22 protein-coding genes are annotated in these 23,145 nt (G+C 64.2%); 10 read left to right on the plus strand and 12 right to left on the minus strand.

Annotated features, from left to right (window positions below; all coding sequences use genetic code 11):
• Positions 1 to 7: 7 nt before the first annotated feature.
• The 8 genes from ACODRZ_RS23700 (at position 8) to ACODRZ_RS23735 (ending at position 6,867) form a co-directional block, all read left to right on the plus strand.
• Positions 8 to 721: an alpha/beta hydrolase gene (locus tag ACODRZ_RS23700; protein ID WP_271184060.1), complete on the plus strand. Its 714-nt coding sequence runs from the start codon at positions 8 to 10 to the stop codon at positions 719 to 721.
• Between the two features lie 76 nt (positions 722 to 797).
• Positions 798 to 1,427 carry a TetR/AcrR family transcriptional regulator gene (locus tag ACODRZ_RS23705; RefSeq protein WP_271184061.1) on the plus strand — a complete coding sequence of 210 codons (630 nt, stop codon included), beginning with the start codon at positions 798 to 800 and terminating at the stop codon, positions 1,425 to 1,427.
• A gap of 86 nt (positions 1,428 to 1,513) precedes the next feature.
• A complete protein-coding gene (locus ACODRZ_RS23710; protein ID WP_488972482.1) occupies positions 1,514 to 2,611 on the plus strand; it encodes an LLM class flavin-dependent oxidoreductase in 1,098 nt (365 codons plus the stop codon).
• A gap of 23 nt (positions 2,612 to 2,634) precedes the next feature.
• Positions 2,635 to 3,960, plus strand: coding sequence for a cytochrome P450 (locus ACODRZ_RS23715; RefSeq protein ID WP_488986263.1), 1,326 nt, complete (start codon positions 2,635 to 2,637; stop codon positions 3,958 to 3,960).
• Positions 3,954 to 4,991, plus strand: coding sequence for an NADPH:quinone oxidoreductase family protein (locus ACODRZ_RS23720; protein WP_271184063.1), 1,038 nt, complete (start codon positions 3,954 to 3,956; stop codon positions 4,989 to 4,991). The genes ACODRZ_RS23715 and ACODRZ_RS23720 overlap by 7 nt, the downstream gene beginning before the upstream one ends.
• The gene (locus ACODRZ_RS23725; protein ID WP_271184064.1) at positions 4,988 to 5,548 is read left to right on the plus strand and encodes a nuclear transport factor 2 family protein; all 561 of its coding nucleotides are present in this window, start codon (positions 4,988 to 4,990) and stop codon (positions 5,546 to 5,548) included. Before ACODRZ_RS23720 ends, ACODRZ_RS23725 begins: the two co-directional genes overlap by 4 nt.
• Positions 5,545 to 6,042, plus strand: a complete 498-nt coding sequence (locus ACODRZ_RS23730; protein WP_271184065.1) for a VOC family protein — start codon at positions 5,545 to 5,547, stop codon at positions 6,040 to 6,042. The genes ACODRZ_RS23725 and ACODRZ_RS23730 overlap by 4 nt, the downstream gene beginning before the upstream one ends.
• Before the next feature lie 51 nt (positions 6,043 to 6,093).
• Positions 6,094 to 6,867, plus strand: a complete 774-nt coding sequence (locus tag ACODRZ_RS23735) for an SDR family NAD(P)-dependent oxidoreductase (RefSeq protein WP_271184066.1) — start codon at positions 6,094 to 6,096, stop codon at positions 6,865 to 6,867.
• A gap of 81 nt (positions 6,868 to 6,948) precedes the next feature.
• On the opposite strand, the gene ACODRZ_RS23740 is transcribed toward ACODRZ_RS23735, so the two are convergent.
• The 4 genes from ACODRZ_RS23740 to ACODRZ_RS23755 all read right to left on the minus strand — a co-directional run bounded on the left by ACODRZ_RS23740 (position 6,949) and on the right by ACODRZ_RS23755 (position 12,057).
• Positions 6,949 to 8,793: a flavin-containing monooxygenase gene (locus tag ACODRZ_RS23740; protein WP_379525712.1), complete on the minus strand. Its 1,845-nt coding sequence runs from the start codon at positions 8,791 to 8,793 to the stop codon at positions 6,949 to 6,951.
• A 208-nt stretch (positions 8,794 to 9,001) separates the two neighbouring features.
• On the minus strand, positions 9,002 to 9,976 hold the full coding sequence (gene mmsB / locus ACODRZ_RS23745) for a 3-hydroxyisobutyrate dehydrogenase (protein WP_271182297.1): 975 nt from the start codon (positions 9,974 to 9,976) through the stop codon (positions 9,002 to 9,004).
• Positions 9,933 to 10,610 carry an adenylate kinase gene (locus ACODRZ_RS23750; RefSeq protein WP_271182298.1) on the minus strand — a complete coding sequence of 226 codons (678 nt, stop codon included), beginning with the start codon at positions 10,608 to 10,610 and terminating at the stop codon, positions 9,933 to 9,935. Before ACODRZ_RS23750 ends, mmsB begins: the two co-directional genes overlap by 44 nt.
• 22 nt (positions 10,611 to 10,632) lie before the next feature.
• Positions 10,633 to 12,057, minus strand: coding sequence for an aldehyde dehydrogenase family protein (locus tag ACODRZ_RS23755; RefSeq protein ID WP_271182299.1), 1,425 nt, complete (start codon positions 12,055 to 12,057; stop codon positions 10,633 to 10,635).
• Between the two features lie 135 nt (positions 12,058 to 12,192).
• On the opposite strand from ACODRZ_RS23755, the gene ACODRZ_RS23760 reads away from it, so the two are divergent.
• On the plus strand, positions 12,193 to 13,089 hold the full coding sequence (locus ACODRZ_RS23760) for a LysR family transcriptional regulator (RefSeq protein WP_271182300.1): 897 nt from the start codon (positions 12,193 to 12,195) through the stop codon (positions 13,087 to 13,089).
• A gap of 79 nt (positions 13,090 to 13,168) precedes the next feature.
• Here the strand turns inward: ACODRZ_RS23760 and ACODRZ_RS23765 are convergent, their stop codons facing one another.
• Genes ACODRZ_RS23765 through ACODRZ_RS23780 form a run of 4 tightly spaced genes read right to left on the minus strand, consistent with a single transcriptional unit; the run spans position 13,169 to position 19,041 of the window.
• Positions 13,169 to 13,681: a lytic transglycosylase domain-containing protein gene (locus ACODRZ_RS23765; RefSeq protein WP_271182301.1), complete on the minus strand. Its 513-nt coding sequence runs from the start codon at positions 13,679 to 13,681 to the stop codon at positions 13,169 to 13,171.
• Positions 13,671 to 16,649: a MobF family relaxase gene (mobF, locus tag ACODRZ_RS23770; RefSeq protein WP_488972483.1), complete on the minus strand. Its 2,979-nt coding sequence runs from the start codon at positions 16,647 to 16,649 to the stop codon at positions 13,671 to 13,673. Before mobF ends, ACODRZ_RS23765 begins: the two co-directional genes overlap by 11 nt.
• Positions 16,646 to 18,742 carry a type IV secretion system DNA-binding domain-containing protein gene (locus ACODRZ_RS23775; protein ID WP_271182303.1) on the minus strand — a complete coding sequence of 699 codons (2,097 nt, stop codon included), beginning with the start codon at positions 18,740 to 18,742 and terminating at the stop codon, positions 16,646 to 16,648. Before ACODRZ_RS23775 ends, mobF begins: the two co-directional genes overlap by 4 nt.
• Complete coding sequence (locus ACODRZ_RS23780; protein ID WP_271182304.1) at positions 18,739 to 19,041, minus strand: hypothetical protein; 303 nt, start codon at positions 19,039 to 19,041, stop codon at positions 18,739 to 18,741. The genes ACODRZ_RS23775 and ACODRZ_RS23780 overlap by 4 nt, the downstream gene beginning before the upstream one ends.
• A 478-nt stretch (positions 19,042 to 19,519) precedes the next feature.
• Here ACODRZ_RS23780 and ACODRZ_RS23785 point away from each other — a divergent pair, with 478 nt between their 5' ends.
• Complete coding sequence (locus ACODRZ_RS23785) at positions 19,520 to 19,888, plus strand: hypothetical protein (RefSeq protein WP_271182305.1); 369 nt, start codon at positions 19,520 to 19,522, stop codon at positions 19,886 to 19,888.
• A gap of 93 nt (positions 19,889 to 19,981) precedes the next feature.
• Here the strand turns inward: ACODRZ_RS23785 and ACODRZ_RS23790 are convergent, their stop codons facing one another.
• The 4 genes from ACODRZ_RS23790 to ACODRZ_RS23805 form a co-directional block, all read right to left on the minus strand.
• Entirely contained in the window at positions 19,982 to 20,347 is a 366-nt protein-coding gene (locus ACODRZ_RS23790; RefSeq protein WP_271182306.1) for a hypothetical protein, read from the minus strand.
• 496 nt (positions 20,348 to 20,843) lie between these two features.
• A complete protein-coding gene (locus tag ACODRZ_RS23795) occupies positions 20,844 to 21,164 on the minus strand; it encodes a DUF736 domain-containing protein (protein WP_036528283.1) in 321 nt (106 codons plus the stop codon).
• A gap of 552 nt (positions 21,165 to 21,716) precedes the next feature.
• The gene (locus tag ACODRZ_RS23800) at positions 21,717 to 22,703 is read right to left on the minus strand and encodes a DUF4238 domain-containing protein (protein WP_036528284.1); all 987 of its coding nucleotides are present in this window, start codon (positions 22,701 to 22,703) and stop codon (positions 21,717 to 21,719) included.
• A 143-nt stretch (positions 22,704 to 22,846) separates the two neighbouring features.
• The gene (locus tag ACODRZ_RS23805) at positions 22,847 to 23,056 is read right to left on the minus strand and encodes a hypothetical protein (protein ID WP_036528285.1); all 210 of its coding nucleotides are present in this window, start codon (positions 23,054 to 23,056) and stop codon (positions 22,847 to 22,849) included.
• Positions 23,057 to 23,145 lie beyond the last annotated feature (89 nt).

The following is a 23,145-nucleotide window of genomic DNA, read 5'->3' on the forward strand; positions in this document are numbered from 1 at the left end:
GAATTCGATGTCGCAGTCGCAAATCGATGGCAACGTTGAGATCGTCCTGGTCCACGGCCTGTTCATAGGGCCATGGGCATGGACCCGCGTGCGGGAAATTCTATCGTCCCGCTTTACGGTTCATGCCCCCCAGCTCCCGTTTGCTTCGCTGGAAACCGACGCCGCTTTGGTGCGCGAACTGGTCGCTTCGTTGAACTCCCAAGGACGTACCATCCTGCTGGTCGGCCACAGCTATGGCGGCATGGTCATCTCGCAGGCCGGTCATGATGCAGCCCACTTGTGCTATCTCGGCGCGCTCCTTCCGGAGCCGGGTCAGACTGCGGCGGATGTATCGGGAATATGCGTGAGCGCGACCTGCGCCGAAGCGATGGTTTCTTCGGATGACGGCAAGTGGATTTCACTCGACAGCGAGAAATCCGTCGCTGCCCTCTACCACCTCTGCTTACCGACAGACGTGGCGTTTGCCAGTGCCCGGCACCGTCCTGCCCCGGCCGCCATCTTCGCCGAAACCGTTCAACGTCCGGCATGGCTCGACCGCCCAGCGACCTATATCGTGTGCGACGGCGATCAGGCAGTGGCTCCGGCTTACCAGCGAGCCTGCGGACAGCGACTGGGGTCGATGCTCAACGTTTCCGGCGACCATTCCGCGTTCTTCTCCGCCGACATGGAAGTCGCAACTGCCATCGCAGGGCTGGCATCGGCGTTGACCGTTCCAGATTGATCGAGCCATGAACACCCGCTAAAGCCGAATAATTAACCGGACAATAATGTCCGGATTTCGGCAATTGGAGGGGCGTGTGCGCAAGGATGCGAAAGAACGGCGCGAACGGATTGTCACCGCGGCAGCGCGTGTTTTCGCCAGAAACGGATATGCCGTCGCGCTTGATGCGATAGCCGTCGAGGCTGGCGTCGGACGTGCGACCCTCTATCGGAACTTCGCGGACCGATGCCAGCTCGCACTCGCGGTGCTGGACCGGCATATCGAGGACGTCGCGGCAGCAGCCCACAACATGAACGATCGGCCTGACGCGTTTCTGGCGATGCTGCGCACAATGTGTGAAGGGCGCACCGATCACGGCGCATTGGCCGCTGCGATCGCCGCGCAGCACGGCGAAACCGGTCGCCACGCCATCGCCATCCTGCGAGCGAAGATGGAAGGTGTGTGTGCGGTCCCGGTTGCACGGGCCCAACGCGCTGGCCTGCTGCGGCCCGATTTCGAGCTCAGCGAAATCCATCGTCTTACCCTCATGCTGGCGGCCGGTGCCGCCGAGTGGGACCGCTCGGATGAAAGCCGGGAATTCGACCGTGCGCTGAAGATCCTGCTTGAGGGCATTGCGCCTCGCTTGGACAGCGACAAAGAAAGCGACCTTATCAACATTCCCGTTGACGAATCGCAAATTAAGCGGTCAGATGTGTCCACTTCATAGCAGTGCGGCACTTCAAGCCGCATGCTGGAATTCAGCGATAGCGGCCCTTGGCGGCGCGCGTCGCGCGGCCAAGGAGAGATGCTGCGATGAAATGCGGATTGTTCCACACCCCCTACAATCAACCCCAACGGACGCCGAAGCAGATCTTCGACTGGTCCATCGAACTGGCGCAGGTCTGCGACAAGGCGGGATTCTCGGACTTTCTCGTCGGCGAGCACTACACCCTAGCGCTCGAGAACATTCCGATGCCCGAAGCTATTATCGCTTCGGCAGCAATGGTGACCGAAAAGCTGCGGTTCGCACCCATGGCGCACCTCCTTCCCTATCACGACCCTGCCACGCTCGCGATCCGGGTAGGCTGGCTTAGCCAGGTACTGGAAGGTCGATATTATCTCGGCGTCGGCCCTGGTGGTCATCATACGGATGCCATCCTTCATGGGTTCGACGACCTTTCCGAACTGCCTGCGCGCCAACTCGAGGCGCTTTCGATCATGGAGAAGGTCTGGAAAGAGGAACCTTTCCGCTTCGTAGGCGAATATTTTCGCGGTGGCTTCCCGGGCCCCGACGATATGCCTGGGTATGATGTCACGATCGCGAAGAACGGCCTGTGGAAGGGTGACCCATTCGAGATCGCGGTGACGGCCCTCTCCGCGAACTCCAATTCAATGAAGTTTGCCGGCGCGCGCAACTACAGCCCGATCTCGTTCTTCGGCGGCGTCGATCAAATGATATCCCACTGGGAAACCTGGTCCACGGCCATGCGCGAGAACGGCTTTACACCTGAGCGCGAACGATTGCGCGTCTGCCGCGAGGTGTTCGTGGCTGACACCGACGCAGAGGCAAAACGCAGAGCGATCGCCGGTGGCCTTGGCTACAGCTGGGAGCACTACCTGCTCCCCATCTACAAGAAGTTCAAACTGCTCGACGGGATCATCAAGGATTCCGGCGTCGATATCAGCGCCGACGAAGTCGACATGGAATTCCTCGCAGAACACGTGTGGCTTTGCGGCTCCCCTGAGACGGTGACGGCGAAGATCGAACATCTGGTCGACAAGGTCGGATCCTGGGGCATGCTGTGTATCAACTCCCACGACAACATCGACGACATGGCTCCGGCCAATGAATCCCTTCAGCGCTTCGCGCAGGAAGTTATGCCCAAAGTCGGCGCCTCACTCCCGGCGTGACGGGCGGCGGCCGCTGCGCCAAAATGGCGCGCGGCCGCTCTTTTTTGACGGTTTTGCGCTGCACGTGCCGCGCCTCCCGTCGTTCGAAAAAACAAAAACATCGAGAGGATGGCGAGATGCAAGAAAGCCAGGAGCAGGCACCGCTTCGCGTGCCGCCGCATGTGCCAAGCGAGCGGGTGTTCGATATCGATATGTACCGGCCGGAAGGGATCGACGAGGGATATCTGGAAGCCTGGACCCGGCTTCACGAAGCAGGCATTCCCGATCTCATCTGGACGCCGCGCAATGGCGGCCACTGGATTGCCACCACCGGTTCGCTGATCAGTGCAATCTACAAGGACCCGGAGCGCTACTCCAGCCAGGTGCTGTTCATTCCAAAGGCCGCCGGCGAGAAGTATGCGATGGTGCCCTCGAAGATGGATCCACCCGAGCACCGCCCCTACCGCGAGGTGGTCAACCAAGGCCTCAACCTCAAGGCGATCCGGGAGCGAGAACCCGCGATCCGCGCCATCGCGGTCGAACTCATGGATGCTTTCGCACCGCGGGGTAGCTGCGACTTCGTCGAAGAGTTCTCGGCGCAGTTCCCGATCCGCGTGTTCATGATGATGGCCGACCTGCCGATGACGGACGCACCCAAGCTGCGTGCGCTGGCCAGCGCCATGACCCGCCCCGATGGCAATACCCCGGAAGAAATGGCCGAGCATCTCGATGCCGCCAACCGAGGCTTTTTCGAGTACGTCTCACCCATCATCGATGCCCGCGGCGGCAAAGGCGGCGACGACCTCATCAGCCTCGCCATCGACGCCAGGATCGATGGAGCACCCATCGATCGGGACAAGCTGCTGGGCATGATCTCGCTGCTGCTTCTGGCCGGCCTCGATTCTGTGACGAACTTTCTCAACATGGTGATGGACCATCTGGCGCGGCATCCCGAACCGCGCCGGCAACTCGCAGCCGACCCCGCTGCAGCGCGCCTGGCCGTTGAAGAAATGTTCCGCCGGTTTCCACTCGTTGCCGCCGCCAGGATGGTGGCTGCCGATATCGAATGCGGCGGCGTTACTCTCAAGCAAGGGGAAATGGTCCTGCTTCCTACCGCCCTTTCCGGCCTTGATGCGCGCCGGAACCCCGAGCCCTGGAAGCTCGACTTCGCGCGGCGAGGTATTGCCCATTCGACTTTCGGCGAAGGACCTCACCGCTGTGCAGGACTTCACCTCGCCAGGCTCGAGACCACCATCATGCTGGAGGAATGGTTCAAGCGAATTCCGGAGTTTCGGCCCCGTGACGGTTCCCGGCCGCGCTACCAGTCCGGCGTTGTCGCGCAGGTCGAGGAGGTCGAACTGCAATGGTGACAACCAGCAACGCAGCAACCATGCAGGCCATCGTCTGCGATGCCTATGGTCCTCCCGATAATCTGAAAGTGGGTAACGTCGCGAGGCCTGACCTTGCTGCCGACGAAGTCCGGATCAGGTCAGCTACCGCCGGGATCAATTTCCCGGACAGTCTCATCATCAAGGGTGCCTATCAGCTAAAGCCACCCCTCCCCTTCGTGCCCGGATTCGAGGTCGCGGGCGAAGTGATCGAGGTGGGTTCGGGCGTTTCGGCTGTGCACCCTGGGCAAAGGGTGATGGCGCTCACGAGCAGCGGTCACGGCGCCTTCGCTCAGGAGGCTACCGCCAGGGCAGCGGAAGTGGTGCCTATCCCAGAGACCATGGACTATGCGACCGCAATCGCACTCTTCACGGCCTACGGCACCGCGTTTCACGCTCTTGTCCAGCGAGGCACAGTCTCGCCCGGTGAAACGCTCGTGGTGCTCGGCGCCTCGGGCGGCGTGGGTCTCGCTGCGGTCGAACTGGGCAAGGCGATGGGGGCGACGGTCATTGCCGTGTCACGCACCCGCGCGCGATCCGCAACGGCCGCCGAAATGGGCGCCGACCATGTAATCGGATATGCCGAGGAGGATGTGCGCAAACGGGTGCTCGAGCTGACCGGGGGGCGCGGCGCCGATGTGTGCATCGACATGCTGGGGGGCGAGCCCTTCCAGGCGATGTCCCGGGCGATGAACTGGGATGGACGGCTGCTCGTCGTCGGTTTCACCACCGGCGAGATACCCAAGCTGCCGGTGAACCTCGTCCTGCTCAAGGGCTACCAGCTCGTCGGGGTCTACTGGGGGGGCTTTCTCGCGCGCGATCCTGCCGCGAATTCCGACAATTTCAGGACGCTGGCCGAGTGGATCGCCCAAGGCCGGATAAGTCCGCGCATCGCTGCGCGGTACCCGCTCGAAGCCGTGCCCACGGCCCTGAACGATCTCTTGTCGCGCCGGATCAGTGGCAAGCTTGTGATCGACATCGCGCCCGAAGCAAACGCGGGAGCAGTCGCATGAATACCGATCTCGAAGCCTTCATCGACAAGCAGCGTATCCACGAGGTCCTGTCTACCTACTGCCGCGGGGTTGATCGCTGCGATGCCGCCCTCGTCAGGTCGGTGTATCATCCCGATAGCTACGACGACCACGGATACTGGAAAGGTCCCGGACACGAGTTCGCGGACTTTGTGGTCGACCGCCTGTGGCGGGCCAATTCGGCGACCATGCACACGATCGCGAACGTGCTGATCGACCTGCCGGAGCCGGGCATCGCGATCTCCGAGGCCCACGTCCACGTGACGCTGATCCGACGTGGCTCGGGCGAGACGGTCGCTGACGTCATGGGTGCCCGCTACATCGATCGCCTGTCCAAACGCGACAATGACTGGAAAATCGACGAACGCACGGTCGTGCTCGAATGGACCAAGGTCGAGACATGGCCCGTTTCGGACCCTGCGATCCCACTCGACAACTTCACCTGGGGGCAACGCGGCGACACGCGCGATGCAGTCTACGAAATGCTCGAAAGACGCACATTGCAATCAACCATCCCGGTTACGGAGGGCCACCGATGATACTGGGTCTGCACCACACCGCGATCGCGACGGGCGACATTGAAAGGCTGGCCGACTTTTACATCACCCAGTTCGGCTGCAAGCTACTGGTGGCGGATGGCTGGTCGAACGCTGAGGATCTTGATGCGATCGTCGGCCTCCGCGGGTCCGCTGCGCGCTTCATGCTTCTTGATGCCGGAAACCAGTGCATCGAGCTGTTCGAATTCACTTCCCCGGCGCCTTCGGCAGGCGATCCGGACCGGCCGGTGTCCGATCCCGGTTTCACGCACATCTGCTTCGCGGTCCGCGACATCGATGCGGAGTTCGAACGTCTTTCAGCGGCAGGGATGCGCTTCCATACACCGCCCAAGCGCGCTGGAGACCGACCGTTTCGCGCGACGTACGGCCGCGACCCGGACGGAAACGTCGTCGAGTTGCTAGAGATCCTCGGTGATCACCCCTTCAATTACGAACCGACCTGTCCGCGGTGGCAAGCAGACAAGAACGATCAATAATTTCCCCCCCAGCGCGACGGAAATTCGCGCGCATGACTCAAGGAGTACACAGTGCAACTGGATGGCAAGCGGATAATCGTGACCGGCGGCGCCCAAGGAATCGGAGCCGCCATCGTGCGCGCTTATGTTGAGGCCGGGGCGACAGTCTCATGCATGGACCTGCAGGAGGAGCAGGGACGCGCGCGAACGGCCGAGGCGTCCGCCGCCGGTCCGGGAACCGCGACGTTCTACAAGCTCAACGTGACGGATCGCAGCGAGGTCGATGCCCGGTTCGCCGAGGCCTCGGCGGACATGGGTGGCCTTGACGTGATGGTCAACGTGGCAGGCGTCCAGTCGTTCGTCGATGTCGCGAACGTTGATGAGACATCCTACCGCCGCCTCTTCGACATCAACGTGCTCGGAACGATGAACACCAACGGCTCGGCCTTCTCGATCATGAAGGCATCCGGCGGAAACATCATCAACTTCGGATCAAGGTCCGGGCTCACGAGCGAATTGGACAATGCCGTCTACGGCGCCACCAAGGGGGCGGTGCATACGTGGACGCGATCGGTCGCCCAGGAATGGGGTCCCTCAGGGGTACGCGTCAACGCGGTGCTCCCGTATGTCGTGACACCGATGTATGAGAAGTTCCGCGAAGCCATGTCGCCAGACGACCTGGCGAAACACGACGAGGAAGTGCGGTCTTCGATCCCTCTGGGCGGCAAGTTCGGTGACCCGGCACGCGATCTCGCACCGGTAATGGTTTTCCTGGCCAGCGACGCGACGCGCTACATCACGGGCCAGATGTTTCCGGTAGATGGCGGGTTGATTTCTGTGCGCTGATCCTAGTTCACGCAAAGCCCGACAGGGCTTCGGGGCGGCAGGTATCAACCTGCCGCCCCGCCCTCCTCCGGGCTTTGAAACTCAGTTCACCGGCTCACGCGCCTCGAACGCCACGCCCGGCAGGTCGGGCGACAGGCGCCAGTCCGCCAGCATGTCGCGCCAGGCATCCCAGCCGGGCAGATAACCCTTGAACAAGGCCCACTTCAGTTCCTTGTCGCCCTCGTTGTTGAAGTAGCTGGGCGTACACCCTTGCTGGAACTCGGACATGTCGACCTCGTTGGCGCGGCAGTGCGCGACGTAGCCGGCGACGCCCTCGGCGGTGGCGCAGAACTTGTCGGCACCGCGCCGCAAGGTTTCCCCGATCATGAAGGCGAGGTGTTCCGCCTGACGCCCGAACTGCTCGGTGGTGCTGGAGTTGGTCGCGCCCTGGATGTAGCCCATGTAGAACATGCCGGGGAACTTGTCGGTGGTGACGCCGTGGAGGGTGGCCGGGCCGTTCTCCCAGTGGTCGTAGATCGACAACCCGTTCTCGCCCTCGACGGTGGCGATGCCCCAGCGGCGCTTCAGGTCCGACGTCACCTCGAAGCCCGAGGCGAAGATCATCAGATCGACTTCGTACTCCACGCCGTCGGCGACGAAGCCCTTCTCGGTCATGCGCTCCACGCCCTGCGTGGCGGAGACGTCGATCAGCTTGACGTTGGGCTGGTTGAAGGTGGGGTAGTAGTCGTTGTTGGACAGCGGCCGCTTGCACATGAAGCGGAACCACGGCTTCAGGCTTTCCGCCGTTTTCGGGTCCTCGACGATCGCATCGACGCGGCGGCGCAGGCGTTCCATGACCTGATAGTCCACCACGTCGCGCCGGGCCATGATCTGACCGATATCCAACTGGGGGAAGCCGTCCGCTTCCAGTTCGAGGTTCAGGTTGCGGCTGATCTCGGTCCAGATGTCGCAGATCTGGTCCGGCTCGCCGGGCAGGAAGAACGCTTGCGCGCCCCGATGGAAGTTCGCCATGCGCTCCCGCTGCCAGCCGGGCTGGAGCGAGGCTGCCCAGTCAGGATCGGTCGGCGGATTGGGCCGCTCGTCGATGTTGGAAGGCGTGCGCTGGAGCACGTAGAGTTGCTTTGCATACTTGCCCAAGTACGGCACCGCCTGGACCGAGGTGGCGCCGGTGCCGACGATGGCGACGCGCTTGTCACGCAGCTTTTCCAGCTCGGGTGCGGTCCACGATCCGCCGCTGTAGTCGTGCTCCCAGCGGCTGGTGTGGAACATCTTGCCCTTGAAGTCGTGGATGCCGGGGATGCCGGGCAGCTTGGGCATGTTCATCACGCCGCCCGCCATGACCACGAAGCGCGCGCGGATGTCGTCGCCGCGATTGGTCCTGACGTGCCAGCGCTTGATGGATTCGTCCCAGACGATCCCTTCCACCAGCGTGTGGAACAGCGCCTTGTCGGCCAGCTCGAAATCCTCGGCCATCTTCTGGCAATAGGCCTGGATTTCCCAGCCGTCGGAGAACTTCTTCGACGGCATGTAGCCCGTCTCTTCGAGCAACGGCAGGTAGCAGTAGGCGTCGTTGTCGCACTGCACGCCGGGGTAGCGGTTCCAGTACCATACGCCGCCGAAACCGCCCGCATGGTCGATGTTGCGCACGTTGGTCACGCCCTGCTTGCGCAAGTGATAGCCCGCAAGGATGCCGGAGAACCCGGCGCCCAGGATCGCCACGTCGATGTCCTCGACCAGCGGCGCGCGCTCGGCGACCGGAGTGAAGGGATCATGGGCATAGTTGTCCGAGAAGTCCCCGGTCGGGCGCACGTACTGCTCGCCGCCCTCGCGGCGCAGGCGCTTGTCGCGCTCGGCGAGGTACTTCGCCTTAAGCGCCGGGATATCGAGTTCGTCCGGCGCGGGCACGTCGGTCTTGAGGCAGGGCATCCGCAGATCACTCTCTTGATGGAGGGGCGCCGCGCTCGTTGTGCGCTGCCCACCACCGCGAATTGCAATCACCCCACCCGTTAATCAACAGTAGTGTTCATTTAGTGGGGCAGATACCGCTCGGGCGAACGATTGCCTGTCCGGCCCCGACATCGTTCTATTCTGAATAACCGCCTTCGGCGCCGTAGCACCGCACCGGCCATTCCCATCACAACGTTGCGAACACGACCCCGAAGTCCTTGTTGGCATTGCCTTGAGCGACCAGCGCCGCGTAGACTTCCTCAGCCTGCTCGCCCATCGGCACAGTCGCATGCACAGCGTGAGCCGCGTCCATCGCGAGCCGCAAGTCCTTCAGCATCAACGCAGCGGAAAAGCCGCCCGCGTACCCGTTGTCGGCCGGGCTCGGCGCACCGATGCCCGGCGCGGGGGTGTAGTCATTGAGCGACCAGCAGTATCCGGTCGACTTGGAACTGATCTCGAAGAACTTCTGCGGATCGAGCCCTGCCTTGGCGGCGAGGGCGAGCGCCTCGCACGTCCCGATCATGTGGATGCCGAGGAGCATGTTGTTGCACATCTTAGCGATCTGCCCGGCGCCGATATCTCCGGCGTGGATGATGGCCTTCGCCATCGGACCCAGCACAGCGCTGGCTCTATCGAAGGCCTCCAGCGAGCCACCGACCATGAACGTCAACGTCCCGCCATTGGCCGCCGCCACGCCCCCGGAAACCGGTGAATCGACCATTTCATACCCCGCCCCGCTCGCCAGTGCGGCAACCTCGCGCGTCGTAGCCAGGTCGATTGTCGAGCAGTCGAGAAAAAGGGCTCCAGCGGGCGCGCTACCGATCACATCCGAGGTGTAGACCGCCTTCACGATTGCGCCGTTCGGCAACATCGTAACGACTGCATCTGCCGCCGTGACGGCATCGCCAATCGCGGAAAATGTGCTGCAGCCGTTAGCCTCCGCCTTGGCCCGCGCATCCGCCGAAAGGTCGAACGCCCGAACGTCGTGTCCGGCCTTGGCAAGGTTGGCTGCCATACCAGCGCCCATGTTGCCCAGGCCGATGAATGCGATCTTCATGCCAATTCCAGTGTGTTCGCGGCGGTGCCGTCTTGTGCGCGTGACTGCGGGTCTTCCTCGATCAATCAGATCGCCGCGCCGTGCGGTCGTCGATGAGGATCGCATCAAGCGATGCCGCCACTTCGCCTACACCCAGCATCCCGTCGATCGTGCGGACCAACCCGCGCGCACGGTAGATTTCGATGATTGGCGCCGTCTTGGTCCTGTACTCGAGCAAGCGCGTGCGCACGACGGTCTCGTTGTCATCCGGTCGACGAACGAACACGTCACTCGAACAGGCGTCACAAAATCCCTCCAGTATCGGCCGTGCGAAGCTGTCGTGATAGCCCCTGCCGCAACCTGCACACGCGAAACGCCCCGAGATACGTTCGACGAGCACGCCCTCGTCCACGCCCAACTCGATGACGTGATCGAGAGTGCGACCACGAGCCGCGAGCAGCTCATCCAGCGAGACCGTCTGGGCCTGGGTCCGCGGGTAGCCGTCGAAGATCGCGCCCGTGCCAGACCCCATTGCGTCGAGTTCATCTCCGATCAGTGCCGAAACCAGCAAATCGGACACCAGTTCTCCACGCTCGATCACCGATTGCGCAACCATGCCGGTAGGAGTCCCCTCACGGATCGCCTTGCGCAGCATGTCGCCGGTCGACAACTGACGCATGGCAAAGCGTTCGACCAGACGCTGTGCCTGCGTCCCCTTTCCCGCACCCGGGGGGCCCAGCAGGATGATGTTTGCGGTCATAGTGTATGCCCGATCCTCTCGTTTAACCTACCAGCGCGATGATGTCCCTGCCGAAGAGCTGCTCGTCCGATGGGATCACCTTGTGCTGCGCCAGCGGCTTCGACACCCAGGTCTCGTTGATGAGGTCGCGCCAGGTGACGTTGTTGTTGGTGCCGTTGCCGCCCCACGAACCGCAGCCCAGCGAGAAGGTCTGGCGCATCCCGTTCCACACGTTGCCCGAGTTGGAGGCCGACTGCGGCTGGTTGACCATCACGCGGCTGGTCTTGGTGCCTTCGGCCAGCTTCATGATGTTGGCGTCGCTCTGCGAATAAATGCCGCAGGAGTGGCCCTGCCCCTGATAGCCCTGGATGGCGTTGGTCAGGCGGATCGCCTCGTCGATGCCCTTGGCGCGGTAGAGCGCCATGGTGACGGTCATCTTCTCGCCGGAGAACTTGTAGTCCGGGCCGTAGCCGGTTTCCGGCACGATGAAGAAGGCAGTGCCCTCAGGGATCGCGAAGCCGGCATAGTCGGCGATGAACTTGGCCGACTGGGCGACGACCTTGGCGTTGATGTGCTCGCCGTCTTCCCAGATCGCGTTCTGCAGCTTGGTCTTGTTCTCACCCTCGATGATGAAGCCGCCCTTGGCCTTCAGCTTTTCGAGCATGGTGTCGTAGATCGCGTCGAGCAGGATCACCGCATTGTCCGACGAGCACGAAGCGGCATAGTCCAGCGTCTTCGACAGCAGGATCTTGGCGGCGGCGTCATCGAGGTCGGCGGTGTCGTCGACGGTGATGACCGCGTTGCCCACGCCCACGCCCAGCGCCGGAGTGCCCGACGAATAGGCCGCCTTGACCATCGGCGTGCCGCCGGTGGCGAGGATGCGGTCGCACTGCTTCATGACTTCGTTGGTCTTTTCGACCGAGGGCTGCTCGATCGGGATCACGAGGTCGGCGGGGGCGCCCATCTTGACCAGTGCATCGCGCATCAGGTTGCAGATCTTGGCGTTGATGAACTTGGCGCGCGGGTGCGGGCAGATGATGATCGAGTTGCGGCCCTTGACCGCGCTGATCGCCTTGATGACCGGGGTGGCCTCGGGGTTGGTCGAGGGCGAGAGCGCACCGATCACGCCGACCGGCTTGGCCAGCTTGACGATGTTGCGCTCGGGGATCTCGTCAATCACGCCGACCGACTTGTCGTCGATGATGTCGTAGAGGGTGGCGCGGGTCTTGACCGAAATCTTCTTGAACTTGCCCTCGTAGTTGCCGAGCTGCGTCTCTTCCACGGTCTCGCGGGCGATTTCCTCGTCCATGCCGGGCTTGCACACGGCGTAAACCATGCCGCGGATCCAGGTGTCGACCTGCTCCTGCGTAGCGTTCTCGATCTGCGCCTGCGCGGCGCGCGAACGGGCGACCAGTTCGGCGACTTCGGCGGCGACGGGGGTTTCGGCGATCAGTTCGGCAGTGGCCATGGCAATATCCTTCATCCCAGCGCTGGCCACGCCAATGCCAATAGTGGCAGCGGCCGACAGCAATAGTTTGAACTCTCCCTAACGAGCGTGCGATGTTGCAGGCAAACTGCATTTGTGCGACCACTACCTGCATATATGCAGGTATCAGACTGGAACGACTATCAGACCTTTCTCGCCATCGCCCGCGAGGGTCAGATGGCACGTGCAGCGCGAAGCATGGGTATCGATGCCACCACGGCCGGACGTCGCCTGCGAAGGCTCGAGGCCCGTATGGGCCAGATCCTGTTCGAACAGACGCGCGAGGGTCAGGTGCTTACGGAGGCAGGCGAAGCACTTCTCGCCCATGTGGAAACCATGGCCCTCGCGGCGGGAAGCATTGCGTCCCTTGCAACAAGCGGAGGCGGCCCCGCAGGCACCTTGCGGATCAGCGTGTCCGAGGGCTTCGCATCTTGGTTCCTGGCACCGCGCCTGTCGGCATTCGCGGACCTCTACCCTAACATCATTGTCGATCTCGTCGCGAGCAGCAGCTATCTGAACCTGTCGAGGCGTGAAGCAGACATGGCGATCTATCTTTCGCGTCCACAGGCCGGACCGCTTGTCGCCCGCAAGCTCACGCCGTACCGGCTTGGCCTCTATGCAAGCGACAGATATCTTGCCGAGCATGGTGTGCCCGCCGACCTCGGGGAACTGACGGCCCATCGCCTCGTTGGCTACATCCCGGATCTTCTCACAGCGCCCGAGCTGCGCTACGCGGACGAGATCCATCCCCAGCTCAAGGTCTCCCTGAGATCGAGCAGCATCAACTCCCAGTATGCGATGGTTTCAGGCGGTGCCGGAATAGGGATCTTGCCATGTTTCATCGGCGACGTGGCGCCCGGACTGTCCCGCATCGTTCCGGAATGCAGCCTCGAGCGCGCCTTCTGGCTCGTGACCCACAGGGAAACTCAGCAACTTGCAAAAGTCCGTGCATTCGGGGCCTGGCTTCAAGCCGTTCTCGACGGCGGCGGTGCAGCGCGTCTTGTCGGCCGCTGAACGCATGCCCCGGTGACCCGAAACCGCAGAGCCTCGGACGAGCGCCAGTCAGGGCGCTCGGCAATATGTTTCCCTGCTACTACCGTCCGAAGACGGCCTCGCCAAACCGGCGGCGCAGGTGCAACGCCACGCTTCCGGCATAGCGCCGCTGCCGCCAGAGCGTTGGACTGTGGTAGATTCCGACAGCCTTCCAGTAGTCCCCGCTCGCTGCAAGTCCGGACAGGAATATCCAGCGCGCCGCCTGGACATTGAAGCACGGATCGCTGGACAGCCATGTCCGGACTTCGTGCTGCGACCGTCTCGTTAGCTTTGCAAGACGCGGTATCCACGAGCTGTTCACCTGAAGCGGCCCAAGGTCCTGGGTGCCGTTGGAATTTTCGATCCGCGCTCCGAGCCATCCTGCTTCCTGGTCACGCAGGCCCCAAAGTGTTCTTTCCAGCCAGACCTTGCCGGTTGCCGCTTCCCGGATACATATCCCGATCCTGGCCTCGTGTTCGATAGGTGGCACGGGCCTCGCATGCACGTCGCACGTCCGCACGAAGGCAATCGCTGCCATAAGCAGCGCTGCGACCACGATCCGATCAGCGTTCATGGCTGTCTCCTCCGGAACGCGGTGCGGCAAGCGACCGGTCCGGCTTGCCGCCAGCTGACTGGCGCTCGGATTCTCCGGCATTAAGATTTTTATCGTCGGGGCCGCGATGGCGATCGGCGGCGGCTCTCAGCCATCTGTCGATGATCTGCACAATCGAGTGCGCGTCTTCGGCGAGACGGATCGGCACGTCGCTGCGCTGTGAGCCGGCCGCCACCGGGCCGCTTCGGTTTACGACGGCGCCGCGCTCGCGCCTTTGCGCGATCTGGCTCTCGCGAATCCGGGCTAAACGTTCATGATGACGCTCGGCCCGGGCCGCGGCGCTGTCCCGGCCGATGCGGCCCAGCCCTTCGATCCCGGAGGTCTTCTCGCCGGATCTGCGCAACAGACGATCGACCAGACGATCACGGTCCTCGGTCCACAGCTTCGCACCGAACCGCGCCCGCGTGATCGCGGTGTAAAAGTTCTGTCCGGTCACGAGAGGGGACGCGACCGGCGCGAGCACGAAGACCCGGTCGTAGGTCTTCGACTGGGCAGAATACACCGTCTCGCAATAGCCATGGTCCCAGGTCCTGTGCACGGAAAGATCGAGATCCTGCACCCGCGCATCGCGATCCCACCGGATCGTCGCGATCGTTCCATCGATCCGCTCGACCGTGCCGCGCTCCGCGTTTCGGATACCAAGTTCGTGGTTCACGAGGCGCCACTGGATACGGTCTCCGCCGGCAAGATTACGGACATCTTCCTTGAAGACGTTGATCCGCGACGCTCGGCCAAGGCGCGGGTCCCAGTCGATCCGGCGCCCCTTTTCGTCCACCAGAGTGACCACTTGGCGTCCCCGCCCGTTCCGGCCGGCACTCTGGACGCGGTACTCGGCGTCCCGTGCGATGCCGAGACCCAAGTCGTCGCGCGAGAATACGACGACTTGTCCGCGGGTGTAGAAGCGTGCGAAGTGCTTCTCTTGCGCGGTCATGCCGGCCGGAGAAAGTATCGCGAGCCGGGTTTCTTCCGCAGCGACAGCGCCCTCGACCTTCAGCGTCTCGCGTACCTTGGAATTGACGATCAGACGGGTAGCGTTCTCCAGTACGAGCATGTTGGTCCGAGCGCGGTTCTCCGGTCTCAGCCGCGTCCATTCCCCTACCATCGCCTTGGCAAGCTCCTCGTTTGTGCCGCCGCTCCTCACGGCATCGAGATTGTTGAGGGAGCCCGCGTAATCGCGGCTGCGGGCAAGCGTAACCGCCCGGGTAATTTTGTCGTTTTCCTGGCGCACTGCCGATCTGAGATGCGCGCTGGATAGTCCGAGCCGGAGCATGAGCCAGAAGGGCTTGCCCTGTTCGATCGGTCCGGTCTGGTGGGTGTCGCCAAGGAACATCAGTCGCGCGCCGGTTGCGCGGCTAATCTCAAGAAGACGAACGGCCTGCCGGTTCCCGAGCTGTCCGGCTTCGTCCACGATAAGGGCATGATCCTCGCCGAGCGACCTGCCTCCGGTCGCCAGAAGGCTCGCCACCGTGCGCGATTCTATACCAGCCCGATTTCCGAGTTCCGCTGCAGCGGACGATGTCGGAGCCAGCGCAACAAGGGTAGTGCGAGCACCGGCAGCCTCGCGCAGCGCCGCGACCAGGGTGGATTTTCCCGAACCGGCGACACCGTGTAGCCCGGTGACCCTGTCCGTAGACAGACCAAGATGGTCTAGCGCAAGGCGCTGCTCCGGCGTCAGTCCATGCCTGGCCCCGGCAACGCCGAGCGCCTCTCTCGCGGCGATGGGTTTCGCGTCGCCGAGCGCCAGGACGAGATGGTCCGCCAGCGCGAGTTCAAGCCGCACCGTGGCGCGAGATGTCCGCCCGCGGGTATGAACTTCGTCGCCAGTCGGGTGACGCACCGCGAGAACCTTGTGCCTGCACTCATGCTCCCGCGCCAGTGGATGAACGTCGTCCAGCCGCACTTCCCCCACGTGCGACGAGAGCGCTGTTTTCAGAAGGCGTCCCAGGTTGTTGACCGCTTCGCTACCTTCCGACTGGCGCAGCCCGAACAGCATTGCCCGTGCCGCCAGCATGGGCTCGACCGCAACCTCGCGGGGTGAAATCTTGTCGGCCTCCGCCCTGGTATGGTGAACCTGCTCGGCATGTGGACCAAGACGGCCGCGCCAGCGCTCATGCAGGGCCTCAAGCGAGACTTTCTCCTTGGCGCCGCGCGTCTCGTAGAAAGACTTGCGCCGCGCTGCTTGCCCTTCAAGGCCATGCTCCCGGGCATGGGCATCGATCTGCGCGGAGCGGCGCGACATGTCCGCGATCAGGTCCTTGGGAACCCCGCGGATTTCGAACAGGCCCTTGCGCGGATCGAAGTCGACTTCATATCCCCGCTCGCGAAGGAGGTGCGCAAGCTCATTGCGGTACACCTGACCTGCCACCATCTGTTCGGCGTACATCGCCCTGGTCTCGAGGCTGGCGAACCTGTCGCCGCTGCGCTCGCTGGTCACGTTGAGCACGACCACGTGCGTATGAAGATGCGGGTCGAGCTCCCGGCTCGCGTGCTCGGAGAAGCGCGCGAAGAGCAGCCGGCCGGTCGTCTTCTCGGTGACCTCGCCATCGATCCGGCGGCGTAGCGCGGCGTGTTCCTCGAGATAGACAAGGGCGCGCGTCACCGCTTGCTCATGGGCCTCTATTATCCCCCCGTCGCCGGCAACCAGAGCCATGATCGACACCGATTTCGGGGCGTTCACGGCGAAGTCCCAGCCGGGGTGGTGCTGACGCGATCCGTCTGCCAGAAGCCGTCCGAGCTGCTGGCCGGCAACACGGCCCGCGAGCAAGTCGCGCAAGACCCCCGGGTCGACCTTGCCTTCCAGGTGAAGGTCAGCGGCGATCGCGCCTCCCCACTCGGAATGTTCGCCCGCCCCCTTCGAATAATAGTCGCCGATGGCGTAGTAGCGGGCGATATTGCTCGCCGAGCCCTTGAGGCGGCGCGGGTGGATCATGCGGGCCTCGCGGCATTTCGCGCCCCGCCGTGGCGGCCATGCTGGTGCAGACGGAAACCAGCCGGCCGCCCCAGAAGCTCTATCGACGAAGAAGCGGCGGCTCCATCCCCGCCCTGCCGCGCACCATCGCCGACTGTGCTCTCGGCATCGACCGCAGCTGGATGCGAGGAGAACTCCTCGGTCGATGGGTCGCCAGGCATCGATGGTGCGGGTTCGCCGCGTTCTTCCTCGCGTGGGGCCTCAACTGGTTCCTGTGACAGCGGCGCGGCCGCGCTAGGCTCAACCCACCCGCCACAGCCGGAGCCGTCCAGCGGCACCGGATCCTTGTGATCCGGGGGTGCCGACAGCATGCGTGTCGCCACCGCAAGGCGGACTGGAGGTGTATCGCGTTCCTCGAATGCCTCCGCGATCGAAGCCACGGTGTTGTAGCTGTCCTCGAACCGTACGACCGGCAGGCTCCGCCCGAAGCGCAGATAACCGGAGAGATTGGGCAGGTTGGTCACTTCCGTCGGCATGACGAGGGGCCTCGTGACCTGCATGCGTGAGAGGTTCACGCCGTCGCGCATGTCGTTCACCCCGTAGGACATGCCCTCGTTGGCTTCGACTTGCTCGACCTGGCCCAGATTTTCGGAAACGTGCCTGGCAGTCGGGGTGTCGTTGGCCCGCAATGCCACCCACGTCGAGCAGTACCCGGTAATCGCGGCGGCATCCTGTAGGCCGTAAGTCGCCTCGAGCTGGGGGTACGACTGGAAGCCGAGAATGCCGCAGCCGCCGTACTTGCGCGCGCGGGCCAGGAAGTCCGACAGCGACGGCAGCTTCTGCAGGGTCGGCAGTTCATCGATCACGCAGTACAGGCGCCGGTTGCGGTCGGGCGTGAGGCTCATGATCGCGCTTATGGCGATGTCGAGCCACACCGTGATTAGCGGGCGCAACGAGGGAAGCTGGTCGGCCTTGACGGTGATGAACAGCCAGCTGTCGCCCTCCTCGTCGGAGACCCAGTCGCGGATGGACAAGCCGTCCGCGGTGTCGTCGAGGTAGGCGAAGCTGCGCATCACCGAGGCAAGCTCGGCCTGTATGCCGGCGCTGGTGCGTTCGCCTTCGGTCGAGATGAACGCCGAGGCCTCGGTCCCGGCAGCGAAGGCGGCAAGCTCCTTCAGCTTGGACCGCACAAGCGTGTCGAGCAGGATCGAGACCAGCATGCGCTCCTGCGCCGCGAGCTTGCGCAGGACCGCGACCAGCGTGCCGCGAGCGGCCTTGGCCCAGAAGGGATCGCCGGACTTGTCGGGGATCGTCGATTCCGCGATCTGCTCGTAGTGATACTCGCGCGGCACATCGACCCACGGCGACCAGCCGTCTGCGCGGGCGTCGAGCGGGTTCAGCAGAACGTCGATGCCGGGCCGATAGAACTTCTCCACAAACGTCCCGGCCGTGTCATAGACGATCGCGCGGCGGCCGCGCTGGCGGATGCCGCCCAGCATCTTGACGATGATGTTGGTCTTGCCGGTCCCGGGCGCCCCGCACAGCAGGATGTGCTCGGGCTCGAAGGCGTCGGGCACGTCGACCCCGCCGATCGCGAAGCTGCCTCGCGCATGGCGCCAGAGGGCACGGCGCACCTGCCGGACCGTGCCGAAATGGGCGCCGCGCAGGAACTGGTTCGATCCCAGGCCCCGCCCCGTCCGGGTAAAGTAGAACCAGGCCCAAGCCAGCATTGCCAGGGCAAAGATGCCCGAGAACCCCGCACCGTACAGGAGATGGGTCTCGAACGCGGCGAGCGTACGGCGGGCGATGTCCGACTCCAGCAGATCGCGCGGAGAGGTCCAGTACTGCAGCCCGCTGGGGGTGCGGAAGAGGACCGGCGTCACATTGCCCGGAACCGCGTCCCCCATGAGGATGGCCTGCCCGAGCTTGACGAGAACGAAGCGCTCGTACTCACTCGACTTCTCGAGGGCGTACCAGATGATCCCGCCGATCCAGACGACGAAGCAGGCCAGAACGGTCTGGTAGAATACCTGCGTGGTCATGCGCACATTGTGGACGATAGCCTGTCCACCGCGTGTCCACGAGCCGAGCGTATCGTGCCGGAAGATGCTCATGAACGGTCCTGCGCGGGATCGAGCAGCCCCCTGTCGTCAAGCAACCGGCGCGCCTGGGCCTGCCCCTTGCGCAGGAGATCGGGCGAGCGCTCGCCGACCGATGTGGCGAGGATCGCCAGGGTCTGGATCACGCTCGCGTGGACTTCGTCGAAGCGCGCATGGTAGCCCGAAGGATCGCGCCCCTCGAAACGCTCCAGGACACTGCGGCAGTACGTTGCCGTCCCCTGCCCGGCGACGAGCGCCTGGCCTGCGAGGTGCGCATAGAGCTCGTCGTCTATGCGAATGGTGATACGTGCCAAGCGGCGGACTCCTTGGTCCGGCTCGCCAGTTTGGTGATGAAGCCTCACCATACTACCGGTATGACGCATCGATCTCAAGCGTTCATGAAAACTGCCGCCGGCTGCCAAAAAGTGCCAATCCGCATCAGTGGCTTGGTTGATCGGGATCGCCGCGCGGCAGCCGGTATGACGCGTAGTTTGCGGAGCGGCAGCCGCTGCGCGCCGCCCCGTGAACACACGCATTCCGGCCGATTCGCGCCCGCAGCACCCGTGCGTACGGTGCATTACTTTTCGCCTCCGGCGTGCGTCCCCCTCCCGCAGTGCGCTTCGCGACTGCGCCTATCGGTCAAAGTGACGGTGCCACTTCCTTCAGGCCGCTTTCTTCGTCTTCGTTTCCAGGCGCGCGGCAAATCCCGATCCGGGCGATTGCCATCCCACCACCGGTCTGGAATAGTGGTGCCGGCGGGATGACCTCCTTCGAAGCGAAGGAGATATGACGATGCCCAGGATGACTGACCGTGAGCGGCTCGCGAAGATCGAGGCCGATCAGCGCACACTTGCCGGGGAAGCCGAGACGGTACGCCTCAGTGTGCGCGCCAGCTACGCTGCACTGGTGAGCGACCTACCGGTGGAACGCCTGAGCGAGCGCGAGTTCCGCGACGTTCTTGCCCATGCAGTCCGCGTGGGAGGGGCAGAGGCAATCACAGCGATGAAGGCCATATCACGGGATGATGGATCGCCCGCTCCGTCTTCGGTGCGTGCGGCAGCGAGCAGGAAACCTGCCCTGACGGAGGGGGCGACAACAGCCAGGACCGGTGCTGGCGCAGTCGACAACACGGCGCATGCCCCCGGCGATGCCGCGGCCTGAGTGCCATCGGACGACCTTCCGGCATCAACGCGGCGGTGCCCTCGTTCCGACACCGCCGCGTTCCTGTCCAAGCCCAGGTCCAGGTCCCGCAGCCTAGCCCAACCCTGACCAGGCCTCCCGGGCAGAGCATTCGCTTTCCCAGTCCCACCGCGCGATCAGGTCCTGCGCCCGACCCTCGCCATCGACGATGCTCACCGCCGTGTACCAGGTGCCCTGCAGCCTGCCGATGACTGCCACCCTGTCGTGCTGCGCATCCGCGTCCTCCTCGTCCTCGCATGTCCCGAGCCAGCGTTCGTCGATCCGTGCGTCCCACAGAAAGTCGCGCTCCTCCGCATCCAGGTAGTGCTGCGCAAGTGCTTCGCCCGCGCCCGCGCCGAACTCGGCGTCGAGCCCCGCCACGAGCGCGCCGAACACGCGGTTGTCAGCCGAACCGCGCTGCGCCGAATGAAAAATGGTCATGATGGCCTCCACAAGTTTCGCGTCCCCGCGAACCGAGGACAGGTCCTTGCGGATGGCCGGGACAGCGGCTGTCAGGGCCGCACCGGCGTCAGCCGGGGCGCCGCGAAGCGGCGGCGGAGGAGCCGATTTTGTCGCAGACACTCAAACAGACTCGCGTGCGCAGCACGCTCATTGCCTGCGGCAAAATTGGAGGTGCCGCCGGCCTTGCACAGCCGCTGACCCGGCCGTCACACTTGGACTTGCCGAGCCGAGCCCCACCCTCTCGGCAGGGCTCCCACCTCGCGCAGCAGATCCCGCAACGCTGCCGCATCGCACGTCCGGTGTTGTCCCAATCGGCCGGGCGTCTTCCGCTTCGCGCTCCAAGGAGCGGATGCCCGCGCGCCGGGAAGAGGATGCGCTTGGGCTGCTCATCGCCGGACCGGCCACACGGCAGCGGCGCCCGCATCCTTTGCGGCAAGGCCCCCGCGCCGGGATCGACGCGGGGGGAGCGGCAGGGTCAGTCGGCCGGGTTCCAGATGATCGCGAAGGCGTCGTCGTCGTCCTGTCCGGCGGCGCGGCCCAGGTTGGCGTAGAGGCGGCGCGGTCCGAACTCCGGAGCGGCGAGACTGAGCGAGACATAATCGTTGCCCGAGCTCTCGGCGCGGCGCAGCCACCCTGCCCCCACTTCGGCGCCGCCGGAGCGGACCAGGTAGTCGGGCTGGGTATCGCCTGCCTTGCGCGAGTTGGGGGCGATCTCGATGTCGGCGCGGATCGAGAGGGTGCGAAGCTGGCCCTTGAAGCCGCGACCTTCACGTGTGACGAAACCGATGGCGGGCATGGTGTTTCTCCTTGGATGATGTCGCTCGAACCATTTCCGGGCGATGGGCAGACCGCGAGGGACGGGACCAGCGGTCCGGCTAACCGGCAGGCCGAAGCGTCAGCGAAGGACCGGAGCCCGAAGGCTTATTTGAGGCGCTCAGCGCCGCCGCGAGGAGCCCGCTTGCGGGCGGGGAAATAAGCCGAAGGGCGATGGTTTGGCCGGACCGCGACCGTCCCAGGTCGATGCCCCTGCAGCCGGGAATGCGTCGGGGCGTCGTTCCTTGCGGAGCAACACCGTTGCCGAGCGGACGCGCGCACGAGCAGTCGCGGCCACAAGGCCGCCACCTCTCGTTCCACCTGCGGACGAGTCCGAAGCCCCCGGGCAGGATGGCGGCGACAGATCGAAGCACGGGCCGCTCCGGCGTTGCTGTGGGGGCGAGGCGCTCGCGGCGGCGAGCCGGCAAACGGTACCTCGAGCCATGCACCGCCGCTCCCGGGTTCGGACCGCGCCGACCGGCGACGCCCATAGGCCAATGGACTGCGCAGGGACGCCGGTCGCAATCCAGGTGGATCAGATCCCGGGGCGCGCGCGCCGCTGTCTCAGGACGACCCTGGCAATGCTGAGGCCGCCGCCCTCGTATCGCAAGTTGCTGGTCTCGGCCTCGAGGCGAAAATGCGCGTTCCTCTCGAGGAAACCACCGACCCAGGGCCGGTCCAGCGAAGCGAAGACAAGGTCCTCGGCGCAGCCGACAATCAGCCGGTTCACAGCCATCGCCTCCTGCCGGGAAATCTCTCTTCGGCGGTAGCGAAAATCCGAAAAGCGTCCATCGCGATGCGATGGCAGGGAACCTGGCGATACCCGGCGCGGGTGGATGCGAATGGCGAGTCGCGGCGTCAGCGGCACGACCCGGTTCGCGACCATCGGATCGGGCGTCGCCTCGACCGCCACTGGAAAGTCGCTGGTGAAGAAGGGTGTGTCGTCATGGCCGTTGAGCAGGATATCCCACGCGCAGTTGCCGAAGAAGCCAAGCAACCTGAGAAGACTCGCGATGCCTATCGCCTGCGGATACTTGGGATCTGTTTCGCACAGGAGATGTCCCTCCTCGACAAGCTGCGCGATCGACATTTCGCGCAGCGCGGGCGGCAGTTCCGGGGGCGGCGCGGACAACAGTCCCGCCTCTTCCATGAGGGCCATCTCAAGCTTCAGCCGAGAGTTCATCGGCTCGGTGCCAAGCCGCATCCCACCCGGCGAGCAGGTCATGACGTAGGAGAGGAACCCCGCGATCACGCGGACGTGTCCGGGAAGGATCGGCCCGGCTCGCAGGGCGGTGCAGGCGGCGTTGTAGCCTGGCTCCACCGATTTCAGGAACTCCTCGACGAGGCGGGGTTCGGGCAGGAAGGCATTGGTGCTGCCTTCTTCGATCCGGCAGACGTCCTCTGAGCCGCAGGGGAAACGCTTTCCGCTGGACTTGCTGAACCCGTACATCTTGCGGCCGCCCAGCGACGAGGCATAGAAGTTCTTCAGATGCACCTGGGAGACGAAATGATCCCTTGCCATCGCGCTCTTGCCTGCCTGAACTCATGCGGCAAAAAGCCGCACCGAGGTTTGCCATCATGCTGCGTCGATCGCTGACTGGCGAGTATCCGTGCTCAGTTCTCCACGGTCTTCAGCGATGTTCGGGGCGCATCGGCTGCGCCAGATCAGCGGCGGCGAATGACCATCCGCGTCTCGCCGCACAGGCTGCATTCGTCCTTGCTGAGTTCGAAGCCGTTGGAACCGGCAAGTTCGCGCACCGCGTGGTCGGCATGGTGCAGGACGCTGAGCCCGAGGGTATCCGTCAGGCAGGCATCGCAGACCGGCTCGGGCGCGAGGCGCACCACGAGTTTCTCGACTTCCTGAAGTATCGTCACTGGCGCTGACCCCCGTCAGAGCGGGCCGTGCCACCTGCCCGCTGCGCGTGCAACGACAAACCGCTCCGCGCCTGCGGGCAGGGGCCGAA

The organism is Novosphingobium sp. FG90 (genome assembly GCF_057808725.1).

Coding starts and splice junctions, on each gene's coding strand:
- ACODRZ_RS23700 (WP_271184060.1), top strand. CDS start 8: ATGTCGCAGTCGCAAATCGATGGCAACGTTGAGATCGTCCTGGTCCAC.
- ACODRZ_RS23710 (WP_488972482.1), top strand. CDS start 1,514: ATGAAATGCGGATTGTTCCACACCCCCTACAATCAACCCCAACGGACG.
- ACODRZ_RS23715 (WP_488986263.1), top strand. CDS start 2,635: ATGGCGCGCGGCCGCTCTTTTTTGACGGTTTTGCGCTGCACGTGCCGC.
- ACODRZ_RS23720 (WP_271184063.1), top strand. CDS start 3,954: ATGGTGACAACCAGCAACGCAGCAACCATGCAGGCCATCGTCTGCGAT.
- ACODRZ_RS23725 (WP_271184064.1), top strand. CDS start 4,988: ATGAATACCGATCTCGAAGCCTTCATCGACAAGCAGCGTATCCACGAG.
- ACODRZ_RS23730 (WP_271184065.1), top strand. CDS start 5,545: ATGATACTGGGTCTGCACCACACCGCGATCGCGACGGGCGACATTGAA.
- ACODRZ_RS23740 (WP_379525712.1), bottom strand. CDS start 8,793: ATGCCCTGCCTCAAGACCGACGTGCCCGCGCCGGACGAACTCGATATC.
- mmsB (WP_271182297.1), bottom strand. CDS start 9,976: ATGCGATCCTCATCGACGACCGCACGGCGCGGCGATCTGATTGATCGA.
- ACODRZ_RS23750 (WP_271182298.1), bottom strand. CDS start 10,610: ATGACCGCAAACATCATCCTGCTGGGCCCCCCGGGTGCGGGAAAGGGG.
- ACODRZ_RS23755 (WP_271182299.1), bottom strand. CDS start 12,057: ATGGCCACTGCCGAACTGATCGCCGAAACCCCCGTCGCCGCCGAAGTC.
- ACODRZ_RS23760 (WP_271182300.1), top strand. CDS start 12,193: ATGCAGGTATCAGACTGGAACGACTATCAGACCTTTCTCGCCATCGCC.
- ACODRZ_RS23765 (WP_271182301.1), bottom strand. CDS start 13,681: ATGAACGCTGATCGGATCGTGGTCGCAGCGCTGCTTATGGCAGCGATT.
- mobF (WP_488972483.1), bottom strand. CDS start 16,649: ATGATCCACCCGCGCCGCCTCAAGGGCTCGGCGAGCAATATCGCCCGC.
- ACODRZ_RS23775 (WP_271182303.1), bottom strand. CDS start 18,742: ATGAGCATCTTCCGGCACGATACGCTCGGCTCGTGGACACGCGGTGGA.
- ACODRZ_RS23785 (WP_271182305.1), top strand. CDS start 19,520: ATGCCCAGGATGACTGACCGTGAGCGGCTCGCGAAGATCGAGGCCGAT.
- ACODRZ_RS23790 (WP_271182306.1), bottom strand. CDS start 20,347: ATGACCATTTTTCATTCGGCGCAGCGCGGTTCGGCTGACAACCGCGTG.
- ACODRZ_RS23795 (WP_036528283.1), bottom strand. CDS start 21,164: ATGCCCGCCATCGGTTTCGTCACACGTGAAGGTCGCGGCTTCAAGGGC.
- ACODRZ_RS23800 (WP_036528284.1), bottom strand. CDS start 22,703: ATGGCAAGGGATCATTTCGTCTCCCAGGTGCATCTGAAGAACTTCTAT.